The sequence below is a fragment of the Curtobacterium sp. VKM Ac-2884 genome (assembly GCF_015350945.1).
Taxonomy (GTDB): Bacteria; Actinomycetota; Actinomycetes; order Actinomycetales; family Microbacteriaceae; genus Curtobacterium.
Window position 1 is genome coordinate 132216 of the sequence record NZ_JADKSA010000003.1, and the last position, 25968, is coordinate 158183.

General features: G+C 71.2%; 28 protein-coding genes. 16 read left to right on the plus strand and 12 right to left on the minus strand.

The features are described from left to right. Positions 1-47 precede the first annotated feature (47 nt). The 3 genes from ITJ60_RS08990 to ITJ60_RS09000 are packed head-to-tail and all read left to right on the plus strand — an operon-like array spanning position 48 to position 2778. Positions 48-1520 (plus strand): ferric reductase-like transmembrane domain-containing protein, encoded by a 1473-nt coding sequence (locus tag ITJ60_RS08990; RefSeq protein ID WP_194647707.1) that lies wholly within the window; start codon positions 48-50, stop codon positions 1518-1520. Continuing rightward, complete coding sequence (locus tag ITJ60_RS08995; protein WP_194647708.1) at positions 1517-2032, plus strand: FMN-binding protein; 516 nt, start codon at positions 1517-1519, stop codon at positions 2030-2032. Before ITJ60_RS08990 ends, ITJ60_RS08995 begins: the two co-directional genes overlap by 4 nt. Beyond that, on the plus strand, positions 2029-2778 hold the full coding sequence (locus ITJ60_RS09000; RefSeq protein WP_323749132.1) for an FAD:protein FMN transferase: 750 nt from the start codon (positions 2029-2031) through the stop codon (positions 2776-2778). The genes ITJ60_RS08995 and ITJ60_RS09000 overlap by 4 nt, the downstream gene beginning before the upstream one ends. A 31-nt stretch (positions 2779-2809) precedes the next feature. On the opposite strand, the gene ITJ60_RS09005 is transcribed toward ITJ60_RS09000, so the two are convergent. Continuing rightward, positions 2810-3091: a cytoplasmic protein gene (locus tag ITJ60_RS09005; protein WP_323749133.1), complete on the minus strand. Its 282-nt coding sequence runs from the start codon at positions 3089-3091 to the stop codon at positions 2810-2812. 915 nt (positions 3092-4006) lie between these two features. On the opposite strand from ITJ60_RS09005, the gene ITJ60_RS09010 reads away from it, so the two are divergent. The 3 genes from ITJ60_RS09010 to ITJ60_RS09020 are packed head-to-tail and all read left to right on the plus strand — an operon-like array spanning position 4007 to position 5044. Continuing rightward, the gene (locus tag ITJ60_RS09010) at positions 4007-4513 is read left to right on the plus strand and encodes a DUF1269 domain-containing protein (protein ID WP_194647710.1); all 507 of its coding nucleotides are present in this window, start codon (positions 4007-4009) and stop codon (positions 4511-4513) included. A gap of 38 nt (positions 4514-4551) precedes the next feature. Next, positions 4552-4815 carry a hypothetical protein gene (locus tag ITJ60_RS09015; RefSeq protein ID WP_194647711.1) on the plus strand — a complete coding sequence of 88 codons (264 nt, stop codon included), beginning with the start codon at positions 4552-4554 and terminating at the stop codon, positions 4813-4815. A 16-nt stretch (positions 4816-4831) separates the two neighbouring features. Beyond that, positions 4832-5044, plus strand: coding sequence for an SUMF1/EgtB/PvdO family nonheme iron enzyme (locus ITJ60_RS09020; protein WP_323749160.1), 213 nt, complete (start codon positions 4832-4834; stop codon positions 5042-5044). 77 nt (positions 5045-5121) lie between these two features. Here ITJ60_RS09020 and ITJ60_RS09025 read toward each other — a convergent pair whose 3' ends face one another. The 3 genes from ITJ60_RS09025 to ITJ60_RS09035 all read right to left on the minus strand — a co-directional run bounded on the left by ITJ60_RS09025 (position 5122) and on the right by ITJ60_RS09035 (position 10246). Continuing rightward, entirely contained in the window at positions 5122-6702 is a 1581-nt protein-coding gene (locus tag ITJ60_RS09025) for a Na+/H+ antiporter (protein WP_323749134.1), read from the minus strand. Between the two features lie 80 nt (positions 6703-6782). After that, positions 6783-7277: a MarR family winged helix-turn-helix transcriptional regulator gene (locus ITJ60_RS09030; RefSeq protein ID WP_173168525.1), complete on the minus strand. Its 495-nt coding sequence runs from the start codon at positions 7275-7277 to the stop codon at positions 6783-6785. Then, entirely contained in the window at positions 7274-10246 is a 2973-nt protein-coding gene (locus ITJ60_RS09035) for a glycosyl hydrolase (RefSeq protein ID WP_194647712.1), read from the minus strand. The genes ITJ60_RS09030 and ITJ60_RS09035 overlap by 4 nt, the downstream gene beginning before the upstream one ends. 216 nt (positions 10247-10462) lie before the next feature. On the opposite strand from ITJ60_RS09035, the gene ITJ60_RS09040 reads away from it, so the two are divergent. Beyond that, positions 10463-11803: an MFS transporter gene (locus tag ITJ60_RS09040; RefSeq protein WP_307860876.1), complete on the plus strand. Its 1341-nt coding sequence runs from the start codon at positions 10463-10465 to the stop codon at positions 11801-11803. Position 11804: 1 nt separating this feature from the next. Here the strand turns inward: ITJ60_RS09040 and ITJ60_RS09045 are convergent, their stop codons facing one another. From ITJ60_RS09045 to ITJ60_RS09080, 8 genes are all read right to left on the minus strand, one after another. Beyond that, entirely contained in the window at positions 11805-12932 is a 1128-nt protein-coding gene (locus tag ITJ60_RS09045; RefSeq protein ID WP_194647713.1) for a DUF475 domain-containing protein, read from the minus strand. A 165-nt stretch (positions 12933-13097) separates the two neighbouring features. Continuing rightward, positions 13098-14666: a helix-turn-helix domain-containing protein gene (locus ITJ60_RS09050; protein WP_194647714.1), complete on the minus strand. Its 1569-nt coding sequence runs from the start codon at positions 14664-14666 to the stop codon at positions 13098-13100. 120 nt (positions 14667-14786) lie between these two features. Further along, positions 14787-15692 carry a nucleotidyl transferase AbiEii/AbiGii toxin family protein gene (locus ITJ60_RS09055; RefSeq protein WP_131846862.1) on the minus strand — a complete coding sequence of 302 codons (906 nt, stop codon included), beginning with the start codon at positions 15690-15692 and terminating at the stop codon, positions 14787-14789. Continuing rightward, positions 15689-16696, minus strand: coding sequence for a type IV toxin-antitoxin system AbiEi family antitoxin domain-containing protein (locus ITJ60_RS09060; protein ID WP_194647715.1), 1008 nt, complete (start codon positions 16694-16696; stop codon positions 15689-15691). Before ITJ60_RS09060 ends, ITJ60_RS09055 begins: the two co-directional genes overlap by 4 nt. Positions 16697-16774: 78 nt before the next feature. After that, positions 16775-17524: an anti-sigma factor gene (locus ITJ60_RS09065; protein ID WP_194647716.1), complete on the minus strand. Its 750-nt coding sequence runs from the start codon at positions 17522-17524 to the stop codon at positions 16775-16777. Next, complete coding sequence (locus ITJ60_RS09070; protein ID WP_194647717.1) at positions 17521-18066, minus strand: RNA polymerase sigma factor; 546 nt, start codon at positions 18064-18066, stop codon at positions 17521-17523. Before ITJ60_RS09070 ends, ITJ60_RS09065 begins: the two co-directional genes overlap by 4 nt. 68 nt (positions 18067-18134) lie before the next feature. Further along, on the minus strand, positions 18135-18755 hold the full coding sequence (locus ITJ60_RS19305; protein WP_194647718.1) for a class F sortase: 621 nt from the start codon (positions 18753-18755) through the stop codon (positions 18135-18137). 29 nt (positions 18756-18784) lie between these two features. Beyond that, a complete protein-coding gene (locus ITJ60_RS09080) occupies positions 18785-19624 on the minus strand; it encodes a DUF4397 domain-containing protein (RefSeq protein WP_194647719.1) in 840 nt (279 codons plus the stop codon). Positions 19625-19863: 239 nt separating this feature from the next. On the opposite strand from ITJ60_RS09080, the gene ITJ60_RS09085 reads away from it, so the two are divergent. The 9 genes from ITJ60_RS09085 (at position 19864) to ITJ60_RS09125 (ending at position 25967) form a co-directional block, all read left to right on the plus strand. Next, a complete protein-coding gene (locus ITJ60_RS09085; RefSeq protein WP_123938088.1) occupies positions 19864-20145 on the plus strand; it encodes a flagellar FlbD family protein in 282 nt (93 codons plus the stop codon). Position 20146: 1 nt separating this feature from the next. After that, positions 20147-20971 (plus strand): motility protein A, encoded by an 825-nt coding sequence (locus ITJ60_RS09090; protein ID WP_123339575.1) that lies wholly within the window; start codon positions 20147-20149, stop codon positions 20969-20971. 2 nt (positions 20972-20973) lie between these two features. After that, positions 20974-21903, plus strand: a complete 930-nt coding sequence (locus tag ITJ60_RS09095) for an OmpA/MotB family protein (RefSeq protein WP_159573533.1) — start codon at positions 20974-20976, stop codon at positions 21901-21903. A gap of 88 nt (positions 21904-21991) precedes the next feature. Next, positions 21992-22870, plus strand: a complete 879-nt coding sequence (locus ITJ60_RS09100) for a flagellar motor switch protein FliM (protein WP_123292756.1) — start codon at positions 21992-21994, stop codon at positions 22868-22870. After that, entirely contained in the window at positions 22870-23574 is a 705-nt protein-coding gene (fliN, locus tag ITJ60_RS09105; RefSeq protein WP_123292757.1) for a flagellar motor switch protein FliN, read from the plus strand. The genes ITJ60_RS09100 and fliN overlap by 1 nt, the downstream gene beginning before the upstream one ends. 7 nt (positions 23575-23581) lie before the next feature. Then, positions 23582-24109, plus strand: coding sequence for a FliO/MopB family protein (locus ITJ60_RS09110; protein ID WP_123938086.1), 528 nt, complete (start codon positions 23582-23584; stop codon positions 24107-24109). Next, complete coding sequence (gene fliP, locus ITJ60_RS09115; protein WP_194647720.1) at positions 24106-24924, plus strand: flagellar type III secretion system pore protein FliP; 819 nt, start codon at positions 24106-24108, stop codon at positions 24922-24924. The genes ITJ60_RS09110 and fliP overlap by 4 nt, the downstream gene beginning before the upstream one ends. A gap of 9 nt (positions 24925-24933) precedes the next feature. Next, entirely contained in the window at positions 24934-25209 is a 276-nt protein-coding gene (gene fliQ / locus ITJ60_RS09120; RefSeq protein WP_111084131.1) for a flagellar biosynthesis protein FliQ, read from the plus strand. After that, positions 25209-25967: a flagellar biosynthetic protein FliR gene (locus tag ITJ60_RS09125; protein ID WP_123339580.1), complete on the plus strand. Its 759-nt coding sequence runs from the start codon at positions 25209-25211 to the stop codon at positions 25965-25967. The genes fliQ and ITJ60_RS09125 overlap by 1 nt, the downstream gene beginning before the upstream one ends. Position 25968 lies beyond the last annotated feature (1 nt).

A 25968-nucleotide genomic window follows, 5' to 3' on the forward strand; every position in this document is an offset into this window, starting at 1 on the left:
CCTGATGCTGTGAGTCACCCGATCGCATGCTGGAGAGGACCGAGACGATGATCGACACCGCTCGCCCCACACCGAGGACACCCCCGAGCACGACCGAACGCGCGCGCCTGCGGGACGCCGTGCCCCCGGCCGAGTCCCTCGACATCGCCGCCCGACGCCGCCGTCGAGCTGGTCGCCGCCGGAGCGCCATGACGGATCTGCTCGGGATCCTCGCCTGGGTCTCCGCCGCGATCGCGGTGACGCTCTGGCTCGCCTCGCCCGGCTCGCACACGGTCGTGGGTATCGGCGGCTGGCTCACCGACGCCGGGATCGTTGCGGGGCTCGTCGCCACGGACCTCGTCCTCGTGATGCTGGTGCTCGCCGCGCGCGTGCCGCTCATCGACCGGACGTTCGGCCAGGACAACGCCATCGCGGTGCACCGGTCGCTCGGGAAGCCCGTGCTGTACCTGCTGCTCGCGCACGGAGCGCTCCTGACCCTGGGGTACGGCGCCTCGGCGGGCACCGGGCCGATCGCCGAGACGATCGCGCTCTTCTCCACGCCGGACATGCCGCTTGCCTACCTCGGACTCGGGCTATTCGTCGCCGTGGTGGTGTCCTCGCTCGTCGCGGTCCGCAGTCGCCTGCCGTACGAGGCCTGGCACGTCATCCACCTCCTCAGCTACGCCGCGGTGCTCGTCGCGCTGCCGCACATGCTCAGCGTCGGCAGCGTCCTCGCGCAGGGCATGTGGCAGCGGGTCTACTGGATCGCGCTCTACGTACTGGCGCTCGGCCTGATCGTCCTGTACCGGTTCGCGCTGCCCGTCGTCGTGACGCTCCGTCACCGCATCCGTGTCGTCGGCGTCGAGCCCATCGCACCGGGTGTCGTGTCGATCCACCTCGCCGGACGGGACCTCGACCGACTCGGGGCCGAGGGCGGGCAGTACGGGGTGTGGCGCTTCTGGACCGCGCGCACCTGGTGGCACGCCCACCCGGTGTCGTTCTCCGCCGTCCCCGGCCGCGATCGTGCCCGGATCACGGTGCGCGACCTCGGCGCGGGCTCCGCGCGACTCGGCCGGATCACCCCGGGTGCGTTCGTCTCCCTCGAGGGCCCGTACGGCCTGTTCACCAGCCGGGCTCGGACCGCTCCCTACCTCGCGCTCGTCGCCTCCGGCATCGGCATCACCCCCGTGCGGTCGCTGCTCGAGGACACCGACCTCCGTCCGGGTGAGGCCACCGTGCTGCTGCGCGGGACGGACGCCGACCAGCAGTACCTGTGGCACGAGACCGCGGACCTCGCCGAGACGACGGGCAGCCACCTCTACACGATGGTCGGCCACCGGTCCCGCTCCCGCTCCCGCGAGAGCTGGATGACCGAGGAGGACGTCCGGCGCGGTGTCTCGCTCCGGTCCGTGTTCCCGAACCTGCTCCAGTCCGACCTGTACGTGTGCGGTCCGCGGGCCTGGTCCGACCTCGTCGTCCGCGAAGCCCGCACGGCCGGTGTCCCGGAGCACCAGATCCACCAGGAACGGTTCGAGTCATGAGAGCACGCATCATCGCCGGCGGGGTCGTGTCGTCGATTGCGGTCCTGGTCATCGGGTGGCAGCTTGGCGGCCAGACCGCGGTCACCGCACCGGCACAGCAGACCACGACGTCGGGTTCCGGCACGACCGGCACCAGCACCGGGACGAGCAGCAGCGGGTCGACGGGCACCGGCGCGACCAGCGGCACGGCCGGCAGCAGCGGCACCGGCACCGGCACCACCAGTGGGTCGTCCGCCTCTGGCACCTTCGCCGGCGACACGACCCAGACCCGGTACGGCCCGGTGCAGGTCCAGATCACCGTCGCGAACGGGAAGATCACCGACGTCACCGCGCTGCAGCTCACGAACAGCGACGGTCGGTCGGTGCAGATCAGCCAGCAGGCGGCCCCGATCCTCCGCCAGGAGGCGCTGCAGGCGCAGTCAGCGCAGATCCAGTCCGTCAGTGGCGCGACCTTCACCAGCGAGGGCTACACCACGTCCCTCCAGTCCGCGATCGACAAGGCAGGGCTGTGAGCGGCGTCGCCACCTTCGAGACGATGGGCACCGTCGTGAGTCTCCGGGGTGCCACCCCGGGGGCCGCATCCGAGGTGCGCGCCGTCTTCGCGGGCTACGACCACCGCTACAGCCTGTACGACCCGTCGTCGGTCCTCAGCCGCGTCGCGGACGGGTCCCTCCGGCTCGCGGACACCTCCAACGAGGTCCGCGAGGTGTACGCGCTCGCGCTCGACTGGCGGGAGCGCACCGGCGGAGCGTTCACCCCGCACCGCCCGGACGGCGTGATCGACCTCTCCGGCGTCGTGAAGGCGCTCGCGATCCGCGACGCCGGAGCCGTCCTCGACGCCGCGAGCAGCGGCGGCGACTGGATGCTCAGCGCCGGCGGCGACGTGCTCGTCCACGGCCACCACCGCGCCGACGACCCCTGGAGCGTCGGCGTCGTCGACCCGGCCCACCGGGACAGCGTCGTCGGCGTCGTCCGGCTCGAGGCACCTCGTCGTGCGGTCGCGACCTCCGGCACCGCTGAGCGCGGCGAGCACATCTGGCGCCGGGCGACCCCGACGTTCGTCCAGGCGACGGTCATCGCCGACGACATCGTCACGGCGGACGTCCTCGCGACCGCGGTCGTCGCCGGCGACGAGGACGACCTCCGGCGGCTCACGAGCGACGCCGACGTCGACGTGCTCGCCTTCGCTGCCGACGGAACGGTCTGGGCCACCCCCGGCGCCGCCGACACCGTCCGTCAGGTCCCCGCGGCCCCCTGATCGACGGTGCCGGCCTGCTGGGACACCACGCTCAACTCTGGCTCGGGCCCGGTCCGAGCACGGTCGGGTCCCGGTCCTCGACCGGCACATCGAGGAGCTCGAGCAGGATCGTGTGGGTCGGCGTGGAGCCGGTGTTCCGCCCGCTGTGTCGCTGCGCCGGGAGCCACACCGCGGTCCCGGCGGGCAACGCCACGTCGAGGTCCGGCCCACCGGCCACGAGTCGGCGATCGAAGCCCGTCAGCGTGACCATGACGCTCGCCGGGTGTCGGTGGACGTGGGTCAGGTCGCCCGGCGCGTCGGTGCAGCCGAACACGCGGACGTGCTCGCTTTCTAAGAGCAGCACACGCGCGACAGGTCTCCTAGGTTCGGCCTATGGTGCCTTGAGAACCCGTAATTGCTTACCGCGCGGAGCTGCGCGGTCTGATCGCTCCGTGGGACGACGATCGCGACGTCCGAAGCTTCCAAGCGCGGGCCGATTCTCACCATTCCGTGCCATCATCATCCGCGGACTGTTTGCCCATACGGCGGATTGCGCTCGGGCCGTTCTGGCCCTCCACGAGCGCTCCTTGCCGCTCCCGGCCGCGCCGATCATCTGCGTCCTCATCGAGGACGCGGTCACCGCCGGCTGGGTGCTATTGACTCCTGACGGATGGCGGCACTTCCTCGCGGGCGGGGCTGACCAGCGGCGGAGAGCGCTGAACGCTCTATGCTCGGCGACCCGGTCAGTACCAGGCCGCGGTCAGTCGCTAGCTGCTCGTCCTGGTCGGCGGCTGTCAGAGTCGACTTGCATGGGCTGAAGGCGCGGTAGAACAACACGCCGAACGGACGGGGCGCCGTTGTTCCGCCACCAGTGTGGTGTTGAGGCCGGGGATGAGGGTGAGCACCGTTGCGACCGCACGGAACCCCAAGAGCGCTGAAGTGCTGGGGGAGGCCGGCCAGATCTCCAGAACTACCACGATGAGCTAAGCAGTGCCGCAGCCCCTTGAGGCGGAAATACGAGCCTCGGAGCACACGGTCCTACCCCACGGTACATCCCGGGCCACTTCACGTCAGCGAGCTGCGAGAGTCCTCCCGTCTGCGGCTTCCAAGGTCACTGACCCTCGAACGAGCGGTGGGATGTGTCGGTGCGCGCACTCCTCGACGCCGGCACGATCACGGCGGCGGAGTTCGACGCGATCAAGGCGAACGCGGTCGGCAGCACCCGCGCGGCGCCGGCACCGGCTGCGGCGTGAGCGACCCGGCGACCGAGTTCGTCGTCATCGCCTTCGACGACGACGACGGCGCCCGGGCGGCGCACGACGCCGCACTGCGCCTCGACCGCCGCGCGGAGATCGCCCTCGACGGCATCGCCGTCGTGCACGTCGACGAGCACGGTCGCACCCACGTCGACTCCACCGGGCGTGATTCGCAGCGTGGTGCACGGGCGGCCTCGAGCGCGGTGTTCGGCACCGTGCTCGGGTTCCTGTTCCTCATGCCGTTCGCGGGGCTCGTCGTCGGCGGTGCGGTGGGGGCGCTCTTCGCGAGCCTGGACCGTGCCGGCGTGGACGCGGACTTCCGGGAGCGTCTCGCCGTCGAGCTGGCGCGGGGCGGGGCGGCCGTCGTCGTCTCCGTGGCGTCGGGCGACGGGGACCGGCTCGTCGGCGCGATGACGGACCTCGGCGGCACGGTGCTCCCGACGACGCTCTCCGACGAGGACCTCCGGGCGATCGCGCACGACCTTGGTGGGCACCCGTGACGAGCGCAGTCGGTCCGTCGGCTCGGACACTAGTCCTCGTGACGGCCGCGTCGCTCGTGTCCACCGTGGCCTTCTTCGTCGCCTTCGGCCTCGTGGCGCCCCTCGACTGGTGGTGGACGCTCCCGGTCGCGGGGGTCGGCCTCGTGGTCGTCGTGATCCTGGGGCTCCTGCTCCGCCGGTTCGACGGTCGGCACCTGGTGGTCCGGTCGACCGCCACGGCGGCCGAGGGACTCGGACTCCTGCCGATCGCGTGTGCGCTGGCGACCGCCGTCGCGGTGGCCGTCGCGCTGCTGACGGACTGAGCCGACGACGTCCACGATCTCACCCGGTCGGGGTGGCCCGCACCGGAGCGCACCCGAGCACGACTGCTGTGCGCCGGCGTCCGAGGCCGCGGCCGTCGAGCACCGGGTCGTGAAGGGCGGATCGTTCCTGTGCGCCGACAGCTACTGCCGCCGGTACCGCCCGGCGGCACGGCGCGGCCAGGAGACCGACACCGGGATGAGCCACATCGGCTTCCGCATCGCGGCCTGACCACTCCCGATCGGTCTGACCCCTCCCGACCGGCCTGACCCCTCCCGACCGGTCTGACCACCCCGTCCGGTGTCCCGCTACGCGGGGGTGATGCCGTCGAGTCGCGCCTCTTCCGCGTCGTAGCCGGCGCGGACCTGGCGGAGCACCAGGTCGTCGATCTCGTCCGAGTCACGGAGCCGCAGCAGGGTCGCGGCCTTGTGCTGCACCAGGGCGAGCTCGAGCGCGACGGCGGTGTCGTGCCGCTGCACCGCCGGGTGCTCGTCGTCGTCCTCCTCGCGCGCCTGGATGACGTCCAGGTGCGCCTCGTAGTCCTTGCGCACCCGGTCGACGGTGGCCTGGTCGGCTCCGGTGGACCGTGCCAACCGCGGCAGGGCGTCGAGGGCCTCCTCGATCGCGGTCCGCTCGGCGTAGCGACGTTCCTCACCGACCGACTCGTCCTCGGGCAGCGCGGCCCGCCGCAGGACCGCCGGCAGCACGAGTGCCTGACCGACGATGGTGACGACGACCACGCCGGCCGTCACGAAGACGATGAGGTCGCGGTCCGGGAAGTCCGCTCCGGACTCCAGCACGCGGGGCACAGCGACGGCCATCGCCAGCGAGACCGCGCCGCGGAACCCGGCGAAGCCGCTCACGAGCCGGTCGCGGTGGCCCTCACGGGGCGCGCCTCCCGTGCGTCGGGTGACGAGCCAGACGGTGCCGCCCGCGGCGTTGAGGAACGCGAACCGGACCACGACGAGCACGACCGCGACGGCCAGGACGACGCCGACGGCGCGGAGCAGCTCGGACGGCGTCAGCGCCCGGGCCGCGACCATCGCCTCGATGCCGACCAGGACGAACAGTGCACCGTTGAGCAGGAACGTCAGGAACGACCAGAAGGCGCGGACCTGCTGCCGGGTCTCGGCGCGGTCGAGCTTCGGCCCGACCTGGCTGACGACGATGCCGGCCGCCACCACGGCGAGCACACCGGAGGCGCCGATCGCCTCGGCAGCCAGGAACGCACCGAACGGCACGAGGAGCGTGACGAGGTTCTCGAGCACCACGGTGTCGACCCGGCGCAGCACGAGCGTGCCGACCCACGCCGCGGCGAGCCCTGCGGCGACCCCACCGAGGTACGACAGGACGAGCATCCCCGACACGCCCCAGAACGTGAGTTCCTGCGTGCCCACCGTGACGGCGACCGCGATGCCGTAGACGACGAGGGTCGTGCCGTCGTTCACCAGGCTCTCCGCCCGCAGCACGGTGACGTTGCGGCGCGGCAGCATCTTCGTGAGCACCCCGACCGCGGTCGCGTCGGTCGGGGCCACGGCGGCGCCGAGCACCCAGGCCGGACCCCACGGCATGCCGAGCGAGTGGAGCAGGACGGCGACAGCGCCCGCCGTGGCGACGACGAGCAGGGTGCCCATCAGGACGATGCCGCGCAGGTTCTTCCGGATCTCGCGGAGCGACGTCGTCAGGCTCTCCCAGTACAGGAGCGCCGGCAGGAATAACAGCAGGACGGCGTCGGCCGGCAGCTCGACATCCGCGAACTCGGGCACGAAGGCCAGCGCAGCGCCGAAGACGAGCAGCAGCACCGGAGGGGCCACCCGGATCCGGTCCGCGATCCCCGCCGTCAGTGCGATGGCGAGGCCGAGGACGACCACCAGTTCAGGACCCAGCACGTGCACTCCTCGTTCGACCGACACTCCAGTCAACGCGGCCGACGGTGATCGTGCACACGGGAGCCGGAGCGACGCTCGGCTCAGGGCCCGTTCGCCGCGTCGTGTCGCAGGCGCGCGAGCACCCGCCGGAGGGCGTCGACGTCCTTCGGACCCCAGTGGGCGAGGACCGCGTCGAGGTCCTGGCTGAGCTGGTCGCTGATCCGCTCGCCGTACCCGCGGCCCTCGGCGGTGAGCGCGATCAACACGCTGCGCTCGTCATCGGGAGCCGGTACCCGGACCACGAGCCCGATGTCCTCGAGCCGGTTCGCGATCTTCGTGAGGTTGGCACGACCGGTGCCCAACGCCCCCGCGAGCACGCTCGGCTTCGTCGCGCCGCGGTAGGTCAGCTGGTTGACCACCAGGAACATCGACAGATCGGCCACGGGGAAGTCGATCGCGGTCATCATGCGCTGCCGGACCTGCGGGCTGTCCGCCCAGTGCACGATGCCCGCGAGTGCGACCCGGATGTCGAACGGGTCGGGGGTGATGACGGGGCGCAGGTCCACACCGCTCGGTCGTCCGCCGCGACGGGTCATCCGACCACCAGACGAACGGGACCGAGCAGGCCGTGGTCGCGGACGTGCGTCGTCTGCACCGCGTCGGGGTCGCCGAGCAGCTGCGCGATGACGTCGGGGACGTCCTCGTAGTACCCGCGGGCGAGCAACCGGTTGTTGAGGGAGCTGGCGACCCGCACGACCACCGTGTTCTCTCCCACGCGCAGGTCGTCGGTGACGTCGACCACCGGGTGCGAGGTGTCGAACCCGCGTGCCGGTCCGCCGTTGAGCACGACCGAACCGAGCCCGCCGGCCGTCGACCCGAGGTCGAGCAGGAACCGGGCGCCGTCGTCGTCCACCGTGTCGACGGTGAACGACGTGGCGTACTCGCCGACCCCGGAGACCTCCGGTCCCACGGCGGGCAGGTCCTTCCACGGACGGAGTGGACCGGTACCGGCGTCGAGTCGTCGGACGTCGGTCAGCGGCCGGACCTCGCGCGTGACGTAGCCGTGGCCGCGGTCCTCGGTGATGAGTTCCTCACCGCCCGCGTCCCAGCTCTCGACCGCGATCCGCCAGTCGGTCATCTCGACGACGACGTCGGTCGTCGCCCGTCCGCCGAGCCGGGCGTCGAGTGCGGTCTCGCGCGCAGGCCCGCTGCGGTCGAGCGTGAACAGCGCGGTCTCACCGGGCGCGAGGTCCACGGTGACGATCGTCCGGTCGCCCTCGGTCCGTGCGGCTGGGTGGGGGAACACCGCGCCGGACCAGGCGTCCACGCGGTACACCGCGCCGGTGCCGGGCAGCGCGACCTCCACGGTGGTGGCCGAGGTCGTCTCGTACAGGAAGTGGTACAGGTACACGTGCAGCAGGTCACCGTCCTCGCGCAGGTGCGACAGGACGCTCCGGTCCTCCGTCACGAACTCGGCGCGGCCCGTCACCCCGAGGCCGCGAAGGGCAGCGACGGTTTCGGCGGCGTCGTCGATCGCGGTCACCGACGGCAGGGCCAGCAGCCGCTCGACGGTGTCCGCGAGCTCGGCGTCGCGCCCGTCGAGGCCCGGGGTGCGGGCGGCCGCTCGGGGGTGGTGCGTGTCCGTCCCGGCGATCAGCGACTTGAGCTCGCGCGTGCCGTGCACGACGAGGATCCGCACGCCGTCCTCGGCCCAGGCGAGCAACCGTGCAGCGACGTCGGCATCGAGCGCGCTCTGGAAGACGAGCAGTGCCTGGTACCCGGGGCCGTCCGGTTGCACCAGGCCGCCGTCCACCCGCACGTCGTCGCGGAGCAGCAGCGACCCGTCGAGGAACTCGTACGTCCACCCGGCGTCCTGCATGCCGAGGTCGCGCCACCAGTGGTTCTGCCGGTCGCGCATCCAGTACTGGCCGTAGGCGACCTCGTCGGGGACGCGGCCACCGTCGGCGTCGCGGAACACCATGCCGGACGCGTTGTCGGTGAAGTGGTCGGTGTGCAGGATGCCGACGTCGATCCGCGGGCGTCCCTGGCGCAGGACGTACTGGTACCGGCCGATCGCGTCGTTCCAGAGCGGGTAGAACTCGGCAGCGGGCTGCCGGGCGTCGAAGCGCTCCGAGAACATGCTCCACATCCCCTCGTGTCCCGGCCAGCTCGTGACGCCCTCGGCGCCCGTGGTGCTCGCCCAGCCGTGCAGGACGGTCTTCGTGATGCCGGCGGCGAGCTGCGTCGCGACGATCTGGTCGGTGAACCGGTGGTCGAGCATGTGGTTGCGGGTCGTCGCACCGGTCTCCGACGAGTACTGCTTGCCGAACAGGTGCGCCGGCCCTGCGAGCAGCCGGTACGCGTCGATCTGGGCGGCGAACTCGAGCGACTCCGTCTCGATCCCGTCGACCTCCGGCCCGGGGCGCGTCAACTCGAACGGCAGCCCGTAGCTGATCTCGGACCGCAGCGTCATGCCGTTGGTGTGCAGGAACGCCGCGAACGGACGCAGCATGTTCTCGATGTACAGGTCGGTGAGCGTCCGGACGTAGTCGAAGCGGACCTTCTCGACGTCGACCGCCCGGTCCGGCACCGGTTCGGCGTGGTACGTGGTGCTCGACGCCATGAACGGGGCGCTGCGGGTCAGGAACGGCAGCCACGGCGTGATCGGGTAGCCGCGGCGCGTCCGGAACTCCTCGGCGACGTGCGCTCCCCAGAAGAGGCCACCGGCGCCGTAGGTCGACAGCTCGAGGGAGTCCATGTACATCTGGGCACGGGGATTGCGGGCGATCTCGGCGCGGAGGCCAGGGGTCAGGACGACGTGTTCCCAGTAGTCGATCACGGCGTCGACGCCCGCTCGCTCCAGGTAGTTCACCGTCCAGTTGACCGTCGCCGACGGTGACGCCGTCTGGCCGGTGCCGTGGCTCCAGAACGTGGACAAGCGCCAGGTGCCGCCCTCCGGTGCGGTCCAGTCGAGCGCCTCGTCGGTGACCGCGCTGGTCAGGTCCACCACCGAGTCGGGGTCCAGCACGGATGCGGCGCCGGAACCGGCGGAGTCAGGGACGACGCGCGTCGCGACCACCGCGACGAGCGTCTGGACGCGCACCGTCCCGCGTTCACCGGGGAGCGTCGTGTGTGCGATCGGCGCGTCGAGGTCGATCCGACGGAGCGCACCCGAGCGGCTGGTCCCGCCGGGCAGGTCCTCGTGCACGACGTCGAGTTCCTGCGCAGCGGCGGGGTGGTCAGCGTCGATCGTCGGCAGGTTCGCGTTCGACCAGTTCGTCCCGGACGTGAAGCTCACCGACATGCCCCTGGCGGTGGTCTCCTCGACGACGATCTGCGAGTCGTGCACCCACTCCTCGGATCCCCAGCCGTACCGGCCGTGGTCGATCGCCCCTTCGTCCATCGCCAGGAACTCCATGCCACCGAACCCGAGTGCGTGGGCGGTGTCGACCTCGCGTCGGAGGGTCACGTCGGTGTGCAGGCCCTCGGCGAGCCACCACCGCAGCTCCGGACGGTACTCGATGGCCGGATGGGCGACGCCACGGGCGAGGTGCTCGATCGACATGGTGTTCTCCTCGGGAACGCGCGGCGACGGTGCCGCTGCGACGACCGTAGGTTCTGGGAGCTGCGGAAGTCAATGTCCTCAGGAAACGAACAGCGAGGCTGTGGACAGCAGGCGCAGTGAACGATCCTTGCGGTTGCGGCACTCGGCGGGCTACAGTGCCGCCGACTGGTTGAACCGTTTCATCCGGTGTTCGGCCGACGTTCAAGGGAGAACGCAGTGAACCGACCCCAGCAGCCCGCCCGGCGACCGCACCCCTGGTGGGTCGCCGTCGTCTCGGGGATGGCCTCGTACATCGACGCGGCCGCGATCGTGAGTTCCGGCACCGCGCTCGTCCTGTACCAGCAGTCGATCGGCATCACCGGCACGCAGATCGGGGTGCTCTCCGGCGCGCTCACGTTCTGCATCGCGATCGGCGCGCTCTCCGGCGGGCGGCTCGGCGACCTGTTCGGCCGGCGCGCGGTGTTCATCGTGACGATGGCCATGACCGTGGTCGGCGCAGGGGTCCTGGTGGCGAGCCCGGCGTTCGCGGGGCTGCTCATCGGCACGATCCTCGTCGGCCTCGGCACCGGAGCGGACCTGCCGGTCTCGCTCGCGACGATCTCCGAGGCTGCGACCGACGAGAACCGGGGCGGGCTCGTCGGCTTCTCCCAGGTGCTCTGGTTCGCCGGGATCCTGGCGACCTACGCCATCTCGGCGGGCGTCGGAGACCTCGGCCGCGCCGGTGGTCAGATCATGTTCGCGCACGTCGGGGTCGTCGCACTCGTCGTGATGGTCCTGCGCTTCACGATCCCGGAGTCCACCACGTGGTCCGACGCCCATGCCGAGAAGGCAGCGGGCGCACACACCGTCCGTGCTGCCCGCCACGGCATCCGCGACGTGCTGACGCAGCGCATCTTCCTGCTGCCGTTCCTGTCCCTGCTGGTCTTCTACACGTTGACGAACCTCGGTGCGAACACTGGCGGGCAGTTCGGCGCCTACGTGGCCGTCAACGTCGTCGGGCTGTCGGTTCCGTTCTTCTCGACGATGAACCTGATCAGCGTGCCGATCGGGATGCTGCTCGCGTTCTGGTTCATGCGCATCGTCGACGGTCGGCTGCGGATGCCGTTCTACATCGTCGGCGCCGTGTGCCTCGTGGTGAGCTACGGCCTGCCGCTCGTGTTCGGCTTCTCGCTGCCGACCCTCGTCGCGATGCTCGCGTTCGGCGCGGTGGGCAACGCGTTCGCCTTCGAGGCGATCATGAAGGTCTGGTCGCAGGAGTCGTTCCCGACGTTGCTCCGCGGTTCGGTCCAGGGCACGATCATCGCGGTGGCCCGGATCGCCGCGGCGCTGCTGGCGTTCGTGACCCCGCTGCTCCTCGACCACCCCGAGGTCATGTACGGCATCCTCACGGCGCTCGTCGCGGTCGGTGTCGTGGTCGGGTGGCTCGGGTTCCGGCACGCGGTCTTCGACGCGTTCTCGATCGAGGGCAAGGACCTCGCCGACGCGCAGGAGGCACTCTTCGCCGCCGGTGTCCGCGATGACGCTCCCGCAGCCGCCGCTCGCCGCGACCACCGCTGACTCACGGAGCGAGACCGCTGCTGCTGCGCGACCTCGCGGATCCCCGCGCCACCCGCCGCCACCACGCCCGCCACGGCAACGAGCTCGCGAGCGCCGAACCGATCACCACGCTGCCGAACCAGCCGACGACGACCCCGGGGATCGGCACGAGCAGGCTCGCCCACAGCAGCACCGCGAGCACTCCGAGCACGTACGCCGCCCCGGCCTTCAGGTACCGCAGCCGCTTCAGTCCCGCGGCCTCGTCCAGCCGTGAGGTCAACCGCGCCAGGAACACGGCACCGACACCGATCGCCGCCACCGCGACCGCCGCCTGTTCGAGCGCTCCGAGGCCGTCGGCGCCGAGGGTCCCGGACCCGGACAGGCTGTACACGCCGTCCAGGATCTCGAACAGCATGAACACCACGAGCCCCCGCTCGAACACCACCGTCGACGCGTAGGCGTGGATCCGCCAGGCACCCCGCCCGACCCCGATCGACGCGGTGTCCGAGCCGACCCCGTCGAGCGCCCAGGCGGCGACCCGCTTCGACCCGAGGTACGCGGCGATGCCCGCCACACCGCCGAGCACCACCGGCAGCAGGGCTCCCGGCGACCACGCGCGGTCGACGCCGACGAGGACGGCCGTGACGGCGACCCCCGTCGCAGCGGTGACCAGCGACCAGACGCGAGGACGCGCGACGGCGGCGAGCCGGGCCTCCAGGCGGCCCAGCCAGGACCTGCGCGACGCACGGTCGGTGTTGAACAGGTACTCGGCGAACACGAGCCAGATGAAGGCGGCGCCGAAGGCGGCGAGGGCGGGGCGCACCTCGGCGAGGTGCGCCGAGAACGAGCCGGGGGCGAAGACGGCTTCCTGCACGGAGCTCGCGGGGTCGGTCGCGTCGCCGACCGCGACCGCCGCCGGCGGCAGGAGCAGCCGCATCGCGAGGACGCCCGCGACGATCCCGAGCGACAGGAACAGCCGTCGGGCGGGGGAGTGCAGCCGTCCGGCGATGCCGGCCATCGGCACCGACGAGTCGGCGGCCATCGCGATCTCGAGGAGCGCGAGCGCGACGAACGCCAGCGCGGCGGCGGGGCCGAGGACGAACCAGGCCGCCGCGGCGGCCGCGACCGTGGTGAACAGGGGGACGGTCAAGAGCGATCTCGTGGCCATCACCCCATCCAGCACCGGTCGCCTGGGTGGGTGGTGGAGCGCTCCTGCGCATCAGCCTGGAGGCACGGGTCGATCCGCGCAGAACGGGTGACGGCCCGTCCCCACTTGCGGGGACGGGCCGTCGGGTCACGCGGGCAGGCGGTCGCCTCAGTCGTGGAACGTCTCGATGGACGCGCCGAGGGAGTTCAGCCGTTCCTGCAGCTGCTCGTAGCCGCGGGCGATGATGCCCACGTTCCGCAGGACGCTCTCGCCCTTCGCCGCGAGCATCGCCAGCAGGATGACCACCGCGGGGCGGAGGGCCGGCGGGCAGCTGATCTCCGCGCCGGAGAAGTGCGTCGGACCGGTGACGTCGAGGCGGTGCGGGTCGCGCAGGGTGACGCTCGCGCCGACACGGGTCAGGTCGAGCAGGTGGATCGCCCGGCCCTCGTAGACCCAGTCGTGCACGAGCGTGGTGCCCTCGGCCATCGCGGCGATGACCACGAAGAACGGCAGGTTGTCGATGTTCAGCCCGGGGAACGGCATCGCGTGGATCTTGTCGATCGGGGCGTGCAGCTCGGACGGGTGCACGGTGATGTCGACCAGGCGGGTGCGGCCGTTCGCTGCCGGGTACTCGTCGGTGACGTCGAACCGCAGGCCCATCTCGGCCAGGGTCGCGAGCTCGATCTCGAGGAACTCGATCGGCGCCCGGGTGACGGTGAGGGTGGAGTCGGTGACGATGCCGGCGGTCAGCAGGCTCATGGCCTCGACCGGGTCCTCGCTCGGCCAGTAGTCCACGACCTCGTCGATGCGGCTCTTGCCGGTGATGCGGAGCGTCGTGGTGCCGATGCCCTCGACCTGCACCCCGAGCAGCTCGAGGAAGAAGCAGAGGTCCTGCACCATGTAGTTGGGGCTGGCGTTGCGGATGACGGTCTCGCCGTCGCGGGCGGCCGCGGCGAGGATCGCGTTCTCGGTGACGGTGTCGCCGCGCTCGGTGAGGACGACGGACTTCGCGGGGACGTCCTGGTTCGCGACGCCGACCTCGTACCAGCCGGAGGTCGCCTCGACGTCGACGCCGAAGGGGCGCAGCGCGATGAGGTGCGGTTCGACCGTGCGGGTGCCGAGGTCGCAGCCGCCGGCGTAGGGGAGCCGGAAGGACTCGTACCGGCCGCTGAGCGGGCCGAGGAACATCAGGACGCTGCGGGTGCGGCGGGCGGCGTCGGCGTCGATCGCGTCGAGGTGCAGGTCGGACGGGGCGACGATCTCGAGGGTCTCGCCGTCCTCGGACCACGTGACGCTCGCGCCGAGGCTGCGGAGGACGTCGATGATCCGGTCGACCTCGACGATCCGGGCGACCTTGTGCAGGCGGGTGACGCCGCGGTTGAGCAGCGAGGCGCAGAGCAGCGCGACGGCGGCGTTCTTGCTCGAGTTGACGGCGATGGACCCGCTGAGCTTCCGCCCGCCCTGCACGCGCAGGTGGGCACGCTGCGGGGCGCCGCCGATCGAGACGATCTGCTGGTCGAGGGCGTCGCTGATGCGGGTGAGCATCTCGAGGGACAGGTTCTGGCCGCCCTGTTCGATGCGGTTGATCGCGCTCTGGCTGGTGCCGACGCGTTCGGCGAGCTGCGCCTGGGTCATGCTGCGGCCCTTGCGGGCGCCCCGGATGAGGGCACCGACCTCGCGGAGCGGGGCGGCGGATGCCGGGGTGGCCGGCGAGACGACGGTGGTGGTGTCGGACATGGCGCCAACGTAACACGCTCATGAGATAAAACGACTGGAGAACGACACCCGTTGCCCGGCTCGAGGTCTCGAATACGTCACAGCTGAGAATTCGGGGGACAGGGCGACTGTCCGACGCCGTCAGCGGAGCGGGACCCAGGCCTTCAGCTCTGGATCCCACCGACCTTCGGTCACCGAGCCGTCCAGCGCGGGACCCAGCATCCCGTTCGCCAGCGACTCCGCTTCTCGCCAGTCCTCAGTGAGACCCACCGCACGCTGCGCCGCCTTCCGGTACCCGCGCTGGATCGCATCAGAGGCGTCGACCGCGACGAATGGCTCGATTCCTCGCTCGCCCACCTGCCACGCGACCGCACCGCGGAGTGCACGCGCGCCGCAGGGCAGATGCACCGCGATCAGGGCGAGATCGACGAGGTCCTTCGCTCGCGAGGAGCGGCCGTCCCCGCCCACGTGCCGCGTCTCCATCATCGCAGCGGCCTTGTCGGCGATCTGCTGCTCGATCGCGATCATGAGGTAGTCGACGGACTCCACGGATCGGGTCAGGGGGACACGGAAAGCCGGAGCGGCGACGACGGTCGCGGCACCAGCCCGCGCGTGCACCGCGAGGTCGATCTTCACCACCTCCCGCGTCTCGTCGGCGCGGAACGCCAGGCGAGCCACCGACAGGTTGGGCTGGTCGTCGCCACCGCCGTCCGAACGGGACACGAGTCGGAAACGGAGGCGATCGCCGATGTCCACACTGACGAGGTCGGAGAGGTGCTTCACGGCGTCGTCGAGGCCGAGCGTGGTCTCCAGGTCCACGTCGACCGTGGCGCGTGCGGTCGGGATGAAGGCGAGCATCCTCGTGCCACCCTTCAGGATGAACGCATGCCGCGGATCGCGGAACACCCGGACCAGGAACCGGTCGAAAACGAGGTAGCTCCGAAGGTCACTCACCCGCAGGCCCATCGCCGGCGACGCAGCGCGCGCGGCGGCTGTGATCGCCTGCATCGTGGCCAGCGGGGTCGCGTAGTGCTCTGGCTTGCTCACCGTTCGTCGGTCTCCTCGGGCTGGGTGGTCGGATTGGACGTACCGTCGCGCCTCGCGCCGGACGGTCGCGTCGACTTCTGAGCGATCTGGTCGATCAGCGCGAGCGTCGACGGAGGCAGCGTGGTCTTCGGCAGGAGGCCCGGCGGGAGTGCGACCTTCGGCACCCCGATCCGGGAGGGACGCCCTGACTGCGCCGTCGGCGTCTCGACTGCTTCGGAACGGAGCACCGGCTCGATGACGGTGCGCGTCTGCCGGTCGATCTGCGCCGTCACGGCCTCGAGTGCCTCTCGCAGGTGAGTCTCCACCGCGGCGTCCACCTGCTCGACGATGTCCGTGTGCGCGATGAGGTCCCGCAGCCGGACCTCGTCCACCTGCGTCAGGGAGCGGAGGCGCTGGTACAGGGCGGCACCGTCGTCGAGGCCGAGACCCTTCGCCATCGGATCCAGGTGCTCGATCAAGGACTGCACGTCGACATCGGCGCCCGAGAGCTCTGCGTCGCGCAGTGCGTCCGCGACGGTCGAGATGTCAGCGCCGGGCTCGTCGAGCAGGTCGGCGATCGTGCGCTCGCGTGTCGTGACGGGGAGACCGTCCAGGATCATCACGTCTTCGGCTGGCACGGGGCGTGTGCTGTAGCGGACGTCATCGTGTCGAGTGCGCCGCCGCGTCGACGTGTAGAGCAGGTACGGGGCAGGGGAGAGGTCGCCGATGCCGTGTACCGCCGCGGCCGCTGCTCCACCGACGGTGACGTCGGGGTCGTCCAGTCGGTCACGCCCGATGGTCGAGGGATCCGAGGCGAGCCACGCGGCGCGGATGTCGTCTGCGGGGTCGACGGGAGCGCCAGGCAGGCGGTACACGCCGTGACGCATGCGTTCGAGCGCACCGGTCTGCTCTCGTCGCAGCAGCGTGCTCCGCGCGACACCCGCTTCGGTGGCTTGCGCGGCAGTGAGCATGCCCCACTGCCCGGCTGCGAGGCCGGCGAGCTTGCTCTCGGTTGATGCGGACATGGCGCAATTGTAAGCGGAAATGCAACAAATGTGGCAGTTGATTGTCGGCACGCGATCAGCCGGCGTTGCGTCTGTTGCTCAGGGATCGGTCAGCGTCCCGCGCACGATCGAGTCGCCGGAGTGCGCCGGGTCGCCGTCGTCCGCTTCGGCGGAGACGTCGACCACGGGGAACCGCGCGGTGTCCAGGTCGGCGGGCACGGTGAAGGTGCCGCGGTCGCCGTCCAGGTAGCCGACGCTCACCAGGCCGGCGAGGTCGGACCGCATCATCCAGACCTCGCGGAGCGGACCGGTACCGGATCGACCGCGTTCACCGTGCAGGTCGACCACGAGCGTCACCCGCCCGTCCCGGTCGCGTTCGAGTTCGGCGGTACCGGACGTGCCGGACCAGCCGGGGAGCGCCGCGAGTTCGGTGTTCGCGAGGACGGTCTCCGTGCCCCCACGGGGCAACCCGGGGACGACGCCGGTCGCCACGCCGATGCCCAGGACGACCGCGAGGACGCCGGCACCCGCGATCAGGACCGTCACGAGACGACGAAGACGCGTGGCCGACCGGGGTCGACGGGACACGACGTGGGACCGCGGGTCGACGGGGGCGGTCACCTGCTGCAGCGTCTGCGCGATCTCGGCCGCGATCCGGTCCCACACGTGGTCCGGTGGCGCGATGAGCTCGAGGTCGTCGGACGCCCGCGTGACGGCGGCGACCCGCTGCAGCACGGCGACCTCGTCGCGGCACCGGGCGCAGGACGCCAGGTGTTCGGCGACGTCGTCCTCAGCCACCTGGTCGGAGACCGCGAGCATCGCCAGGGTCTCGTCGTCGACGTGCTTCATTCGATCACCTCCAGACGTGTTCGGATCCGAGCCAGACTCCGGTGGATGTGGCTCTTCACGGTGCCCAGCGGCAGGTCGAGCCGTTCGGCGATCTCACGATGGCTGAGGTCGTCGTAGAACGCCAGTCGCATCACTCGTCTCGGTGTCTCGTCGAGTCGGTCGAGCTCGCCCGCGACCAGTGCGCGCTCCGCCAGGTCGAACGCCGGTTCCGGTGCGGGCGTCGTCGCTTCGACGACTTCGGGGTCGGCTGCGCTGGCGTGCCGACGGCGATCGTTCAGGGCGTCGACGATGCAGTTGCGGGTGATGCCGACCAGCCAGGCGCCGAGCGGACCCCTGGCAGGGTCGTAGCTGGCGCTCCGCTGCCAGGCCTTCACGAAGACCTGCCGCGTGACGTCCTCCGCGGCTGCCGGGTCCGACAGCGCCCGCAGGGCCAACGAGTACACGAGCGACGACCAGCGTTCGTAGACGGCGCGCAGGGCGTGCTCGCCCCCGGCGCTGAACGCGTCGGAGAGTTCGCCGTCGTCCGGGAGGATGGTCGTCACGTCTTCCTGTCGCTGGTGCGGTCGTCGTCGACCACGACCTGATCGTAAGCGGCCGTCGGTCGCCACGGTCAGATCGGTGCTGCGGTGACGACGAGGTTGCTCTCGTAGTGTCCGGTGCTCGTGTCGAACCGGCCGCCGCACGTGACCAGGACGAGTCGGCGCGGTCCGTCGTCGCGGAACACGTCGCCCCAGGGGAGGCCCTGCTTCTCGAGCGTGCTGACGGAGTCGATCCGCCACCGGGTGTCGGCACCGGCAGCGTCGGTGAGGGTGACCGTCGTCCCGCGGGGGACGTCCCGGAGCCGGGCGAAGGGTCCGATACCGTACCCGACGGCGTCGACGTGGGCGGCGATCACGACGGTGCCCTCCGGTGACGACGGCGCTGGGCCGAACCGGTACCACCCGGCGGTCGCGGGGTCGGGCGGGAGGCCCATCGCCCCGCTGCCGTCGACGCCCTCGGGCTGGACGGGGGCGCTGATGCCGTCGTGGTCGACGACGAGGCCGGTCGGAGCCGGTGCGCGCCGGACCGGGGGGATGGTGGCTGCCTGCTGCGGCACCGCGGTCGAGAACGCCGTCGGGACCGGAGTGGGGGTGCTCGTCGGCAGGGCGGGCGGCTGCCCGTCGGGGGCGTATCCGGCCGACGAGCACCCGGTCAGGGATGCGACCGCCACGGCGACGACGATGGCCGTCACCGTGACGGACCGCACTGGGGACCGCACGTTCAGCGGCGGGCCGCTGCGGTGCGTCGACGGAGCAGCACGGCACCGATCGCGGCGGCTGCGGCCAGGGCTGCTGCTGCACCACCGACAAGCGGCAGAGCGGCCTGGCCGTTCGTGGCCACCAGACCCGCGTTGCCGGCGGGGACACCGTTCGGCGTGCCACCCAGGTCCGAGATCGTCTGCGTGGCGAGCGCGAGGTTCGAGTCGTCCAGGCTGCCCCACGCGTACACGATGGTGTCGGCGCCGGCCGTGACCGCGACGTCTGCCGGGCCGATCACGGGGTCGGTCGTCCCGGCCGCGGCGACGCTCGCCGAGACCGTGCCGGCCGCCAGTTCCAGTGCCTGCTCATCCGGGTTCGACAGGTTCGTGACGACGGCCTTCCCGCCGGCGAGGACGTCGACCGCGGGTGCGGCCGCGACGTGCCGGACGACGAGACGCCCCTGGCCGGCGGGCACGGCGGAGGTGTCGTTGGTGAACACCGTGGCGGTCGGTGATCCGTCCGCCGCGTCGTGTGCGACCGCGGTGTAGTTGCCGCCCGCGTCGAACGAGACGTCCGCCGGTCCGATGATCGGTTTCGAGGCGTCGGCGGCGTCCGAGGCGGTGATGGCGAGCTGGTGGGCACCAGCCGGCACCATCATCGGACCGGCGAGGGTGCCGGGTGTGAAGTCGTCGATCGCCCGCTTCCCGTCGAGGTACACGTCCACGGTGACGTCCGGGACGGCGTGGAGGACCGAGAGCGTCGCCTCACCGGTGGCGGCGGTGGCGGCGGTCGCGGGCAGTACGACCGCGGCGGCGGCGAACAGCACACCGGCGCTCAGGCCGGTGACGAGTGTCTTGCGCATGGCGTTCTCCTTCGGGCCGGTCCGGGCCGGAGCGGACGATGTCGTCATCGACGTCGTACCCCCACTACCGGCCGTGAGGGCCGATCGGATGCACCGGTTCCCGGCGGATCCGCGGAGCCACCGCCGGATCGTCGCTAACGCCCCGGCCCCACCCGCCGATAGACCTCCCTGCAGGCCCACGGACGGGCAGCATCCCGCCCCACGGACGGCGGCGGGACGATCGAGAACCAGGACGGGCCATGATCGTCGTCACACGACTCAACGGCAGCGCATTCGCTGTCAACCCCGACCTCGTGGAGCGCATCCACGAGACGCCGGACACGACGCTCATCATGGTCGACGGGGCGAAGTACATCGTCCGCGAGTCCATGGCCGACGTCATCGACCTGATCGCCGCGTACCGCGCTCGCATCGTCGGCATGGCCTACGGCACCGACCTGCCGAACACGCGGAACGCCACCGGCCCCCAGCCGACGCTCGCGGCCGTCGCACCCCTCCGCACGCAGGACGGGGGCCGCTGACGTGGACATCGCAACGATCATCGGCATCCTGCTCGCCTTCGGCGCCCTGTTCGGCATGGTCGAGATGGAGCACGTCGAGCTCGCCGGGCTGTTCCTGCCCGCACCGATGCTGCTCGTGTTCGGCGCCACCATCGGTTGCGGCATCGCGAGCACCACGCTGAAGGACGCCATCGCGAGCTTCAAAGCCGTCCCGAAGGCGTTCACCGGCAAGGTCACGCCGCCGCAGTCGGTCATCGACGACGTCGTGGGCCTGGCGGAGACGGCTCGGTCGAACGGTCTGCTCGCCCTCGAGCAGGAGGCCGACAAGCACGACGACCCGTTCATGAAGAAGGCGCTGCAGAACATCGCGGACGGCACCGACGGCGACGAGCTGCGGATCCTGCTCGAGGACGAGATCGAGTCGAACGCGGCCCCCACGCGCAGTGCGAGTGCGTTCTTCATGGGTCTCGGCGGCTTCGCCCCGACGGTCGGCATCATCGGCACCGTGGTGTCCCTGACCCACGTGCTCGCGAACCTCGGCAAGCCCGACGAGCTCGGTCCGCTCATCGCGAGTGCGTTCGTCGCGACCCTGTGGGGCCTGCTCACCGCGAACTTCATGTGGCTGCCGATCGGCGGCAAGCTCCGGAAGCTCGCACAGCTCGAGTCGGACCGCCAGACGCTCCTGATGGAAGGGCTGCTCGCGGTCCAGGCCGGCAGCCAGCCCCGCCTGCTCGGTGAGCGCCTCAAGGCGATGGTGCCGCCGGCAGCGCGCACCGACACCTCGAAGAGCAAGGCCGGCAAGAACAAGCAGGACGCCGACGCCGACGACCAGCAGCTGGCGGCCTGACGATGAGCGCGAACCCCCGTGGCCGTGGCCGCGGTCGTGCGAAGAAGGGCCACGACGACGCCGAGCACCCCGACGAGCGCTGGATGGCCTCGTACATGGACATGATCACGGTGCTGATGTGCATGTTCCTGGTGCTGTTCGCCATGTCGACGGTCGACCAGGAGAAGTACATCGCCCTGAAGAACTCCCTGGCGACGGGCTTCGGCGAGGTGAAGTCGCAGAAGGTCGACACCGCCAGCGGAACGGTGGTGACGAAGGACCAGGTGGAGGACGGATCCGGTTACTCGACCGACAAGTCGCAGGCCGACCACTCGACGGCGTCGTCCGGCACGAAGGACACCAACGTCGACCCCGCGTCGACCGTCGTGCCGGTGACCGCGACGAAGCAGGACCTCGCCGACGCCCAGAAGGAGCTCGACGACCTCACCGCGATCGAGCAGGCGATCAAGCAGAACCTCGCGAAGGCCGGCCAGACCGCGAACGTGCAGTTCACCGTCGACGCCCGTGGCCTGATCGTCCGGCTCGTCGGCAGTGAGACCTACTTCGGCACGAACAGCGCCGACCTGTCCGACCAGGCGAGGTCGATCATGGACGCGATCGCCCCGGTCCTGCAGACGAGCCACCACGACGTCAGCGTCGAGGGGCACGCCGACCAGCGGAACTCGACGGCACCGTACGCCACCAACTGGGAGCTCAGCGCGGCCCGGGCGACGGGGGTGCTGCGCGACCTGGTCGAGCGTGGCGGGATGCCGGGCGACCACGTGCAGAGCGTCGGCTTCGGGTCGAGCCGGCCGCTCGCGAAGGGCGGGACCGACCAGGACCTCGCCCTGAACCGACGGGTCGACATCGTGGTGCTGTCGAACGCCGACCAGGACGTCAGCGCGCTGATGCCGGCACTGGCGAAGGCGCAGGACGGAGCACGCCAGGGCTGACCCACGACCGACGGGGCTGGAGACCCCGCATCCCCAGTACGGGGTACAGCACTGACGGGTGCCGCACAGGCGACCGATAGACGCACCCGTGACCGAGACCCTGCCAGCGCCCGAGGTGTACGACTTCGCGCGCCCGTCGACGCTCGCCCGCGAGCACGCCCGGGTCCTCGAGCTCGCGTTCGAGACCTTCGCGCGGCAGTGGGGCACGCAGCTCACCGCGAAGGTGCGCGCCGTCAGCCAGGTCACCTGCGAGCAGGTGCAGATGGTGACGTACGACGAGTACGCCGCCTCGCTGCCCGCGCTCACCGGCATGGTGCTGCTGCCGATCGCGGACGTCGTCCCGAAGGGCGTCCTGCAGGTCCCGCTCGACGCCGCGCTGACCTGGGTCTCGCACGCCCTCGGCGCGTCGAAGCCGCTGCCGACCCCGGAGCGCACCTTCACGCCCATCGAGCAGGCCCTCGTGCGCAAGATCGTCGAGGACGCCCTCGACGATCTCCGCTACTCGTTCGGCGGGTTGCTCGCGCACGACGTCACGGCTGGTGGCTTCCAGTTCAACTCGCAGTTCGCCCAGGCCGCCCAGAAGGGCGACCTGATGATCGTCGCGGCGTTCTCGATCCGCGTCGGCGACCGCGTCGCCCCCGGCACGCTCGCGCTGCCCGCCGAGGCCGTGCTGCCGCAGCTCGGCGAGGCCGCCGCGCACGTGTCGCCCGCCGACGCCCAGGCCCTGCTCGACGCGCAGCTCGCGGGCGTCCCCGTCGGCGTCAGCCTGCGCTTCGCCCCGGCGACGGTCCTGCCCACGCAGGTGCTCCGGCTCGCCGTCGGCGACGTCCTGCCGCTGCCGCACCCACAGCACCGCCCCCTCACCATCGCGGTCGACGGTGAACCCGTCGGCACCGCCGCGGTCGGCGCGAACGGCTCGCGCCTCGCCGGCATCGTCGTCACCACCACGAGCACGGAGCAGCACTGATGACCGAAACGACCACCCTCCAGACCACCGCGGCCGAGTCGCTCGCGGCGCAGCTCCCGACGGCCGTCCCGCTGGGTGCGCTGCTGCTGCCGGGAGGCGCGACCCCGGTCGTGCTCGAAGCGGCGACCGACGCCGTGGTCGCGTCGTTCGTCGGCGGCCTGTCGGCCGATCTGGCCCTCGTGCTCACCGACCTCGAGGCCGTCATCGCTGCCGGCGGCACCGACCACGGGATCGTGGCCGTCACCGACGTGCTGCGTCCGTCGCTCGAGGCCGCCGCGTCCGTGCTCGGCGTCGGGGTCCTCGGTGAGGCGAGCCGCGAGTCGGCGGCCGCGCTGCTGGCCGACCCCGACACGGTGGTGTTCGAGCTGACCGCCGGTGGTGTCCCGAGCGGCTGGTTCGGCATCCGGGTGCGCGAGCACGGCACGGTCTCGGCCGCCGCACCCGTCGGGGTGCCCGCCGGCAACCTCGGCCGCATCAACAACGTCGAGATGACCCTGACCGTGGAGATCGGCCGCACCCGCATGTCGGTCCGCGACGTGCTCGGCATGGAGCCCGGCGCGGTCGTCGAACTCGACCGCAGCGCCGGTGCGCCCGCCGACGTCCTGCTGAACGGTCGCCTCATCGCGCACGGCGAGGTCGTCGTCGTCGACCAGGACTACGCCGTCCGGATCACCCGCATCCTCGACGTCGCCGAATCCCTCTGAGCCCCGCGTGGACACCCTCCTCATCACGCTCCGCGTCGCGCTGTCGCTCGGCGTCGTGCTCGCCCTCATGTGGGTGCTGCACCGTGCCAGCAAGAAGCGCTTCGCCGGCAAGACCTCCGGGCGCCGTGCGGCGACCGTCGAGGTCGTCGGTCGCCAGGGCCTCGGCGGCAAGGCGAGCGTCGTGGTGGTGGACGTCGAGGGGGAGCGCCTGGTGCTCGGGGTGTCGGAGCAGGGCGTCAGCCTGCTCACGAGCGGGCAGGCGCCCGCTCCTGAGCTCACCATCGTGACCGGACCCGTGCAGCTGCCCGTGCGTCCCGCCCCGTCGGCCGACGCGTTCGGTCAGGAACTGACACTGCAGACGGACGCAACCGAGAGCCTCCCGGCCGACGCGGCGACGCCGCTGCCGATGCGCCCGCGCAACCGTCGTCCGCAGCGCACCACGGTGCCGACCGCGCAGCAGCTGCAGGGCTCGATCCTGTCGGTCGACACCTGGCGGCAGGCGGCCGCCGCCCTGCGGAACCGGCGCGCCGGGTGACCGCGGTCCGCACCGCACGCACCGCCGCCCTCGTCCTGCTCGGGCTGGCGGTCGTCGCCGGCTTCCTCATGCTCACCGCGACCGGTGCCCACGCCGCCGGCGTCGTCGAACCGACCGCCCCCGCGACGCCGACCGCTCCCGCGAACGGCGACTTCAGCGTCAGCGTGAACGGCCCGGACGGCACCCCGTCGTCGGCCGTCGTGACGCTCATCGGCATCACGCTGCTCAGCGTCGCCCCGGCGCTCATGCTCATGATGACGTCGTTCACGAAGATCTTCGTCGTCCTCGCGATGACCCGGAACGCGCTCGGGCTGCAGTCGATCCCGCCGAACCAGGTGATCGCGGGCCTGGCACTGTTCCTGTCGCTGTTCGTGATGGCGCCGGTGCTCGGGCACATCAACGACGACGCCCTGCAGCCCTACCTGGCCGGCCACCTCGACTTCAACCAGGCCGTCGAGATCGGCACGAAGCCGCTCCGGACCTTCATGCTGCACCAGACCCGTGACGAGGACGTCGCCCTGATCACCCGCGCCGCAGGGCTCGACAACCCGAAGTCGATGGCCGACGTGCCGATGACGACCGTCATCCCGGCGTTCATCATCTCGGAGCTCCGCAGCGCGTTCATCATCGGGTTCGTCATCTTCATCCCGTTCCTGGTGATCGACCTCGTCGTCTCGGCGGCGCTCATGTCGATGGGCATGATGATGCTCCCGCCGGTCATGATCTCGCTGCCCTTCAAGATCCTGCTCTTCGTCCTGGTCGACGGCTGGGGCCTCATCATCACGTCGCTCATCGAGAGCTACCACGTTGTCTAGGGGGCAGGCATGAACCAGCAGGCCGTCATCGACCTGGTCCTCCAGGCGCTCCTGGTCGCGGGCAAGCTCGCCGCTCCGGTGCTCGTCACGTCGCTCGTCGTCGGGTTCGCGATCTCGCTGTTCCAGTCCGTGACCCAGATCCAGGAGGTCACGCTCTCGTTCGTGCCGAAGGCCGTCGCCGTCGCGATCGCCCTGGTCGTCTGCGGCAACTGGATGATCTCGGAGATGGTGGCGTTCACGCACGTCGCCTTCGACATGATCCCGAAGCTGCTCGGCAGCGGCTGATGGAGCTCGCGATCAACGCCGACCGTCTGGAGGCGACCATGCTCGCCGGCGTCCGGCTCGTCGCGTTCTTCGTCATCGCGCCGCCGTTCTCGTACCGGGCGTTCCCCGGCACCGTGAAGGTGATCCTCGGGCTCGGCCTGGCGATCGGGGTCGCCCCCCGCGTCGCCGTCGGCTACGAGTCGCTCGACACCGGGCCCTTCCTGCTCGCGCTGCTCACCCAGCTCGTCGTCGGGTTGTCGCTCGGCTTCCTGGTGTTCCTGGTGTTCGCCGCGGTGCAGTCCGCCGGTGCGCTCATCGACCTGTTCGGCGGGTTCACGCTCGCGCAGGCGTTCGACCCGCAGTCGCAGGTCAACGGCGCCCAGTTCACCCGGCTGTTCCAGATGGCGGCGCTCGCGCTCCTGTTCACCTCGGGCGGGTACCAGCTCATCGTCGGTGGGCTCGTGCGGTCCTTCGACGCCGTGCCCCTCACCGGCAGCTTCGCGGTCGACGGTCTGGCCCACCTGCTCGTGGCGGCGATGTCGCAGATGTTCCTGGCGACGCTGCAGATCGCCGGGCCGCTGGTGGTCGTGCTGTTCCTGGCGGACGTCGGCCTCGGGCTGCTCACCCGTGTCGCACCGGCCCTCAACGCGTTCCAGATGGGGTTCCCGATCAAGATCGGGCTGACCGTCCTGTTCGCCGGAGCGCTCTTCATGGCCCTGCCCTCGGTGGTGTCGTCGCTGACCGGCGACGCCGTCCAGGCGATCACGGGACGGGGGTGAG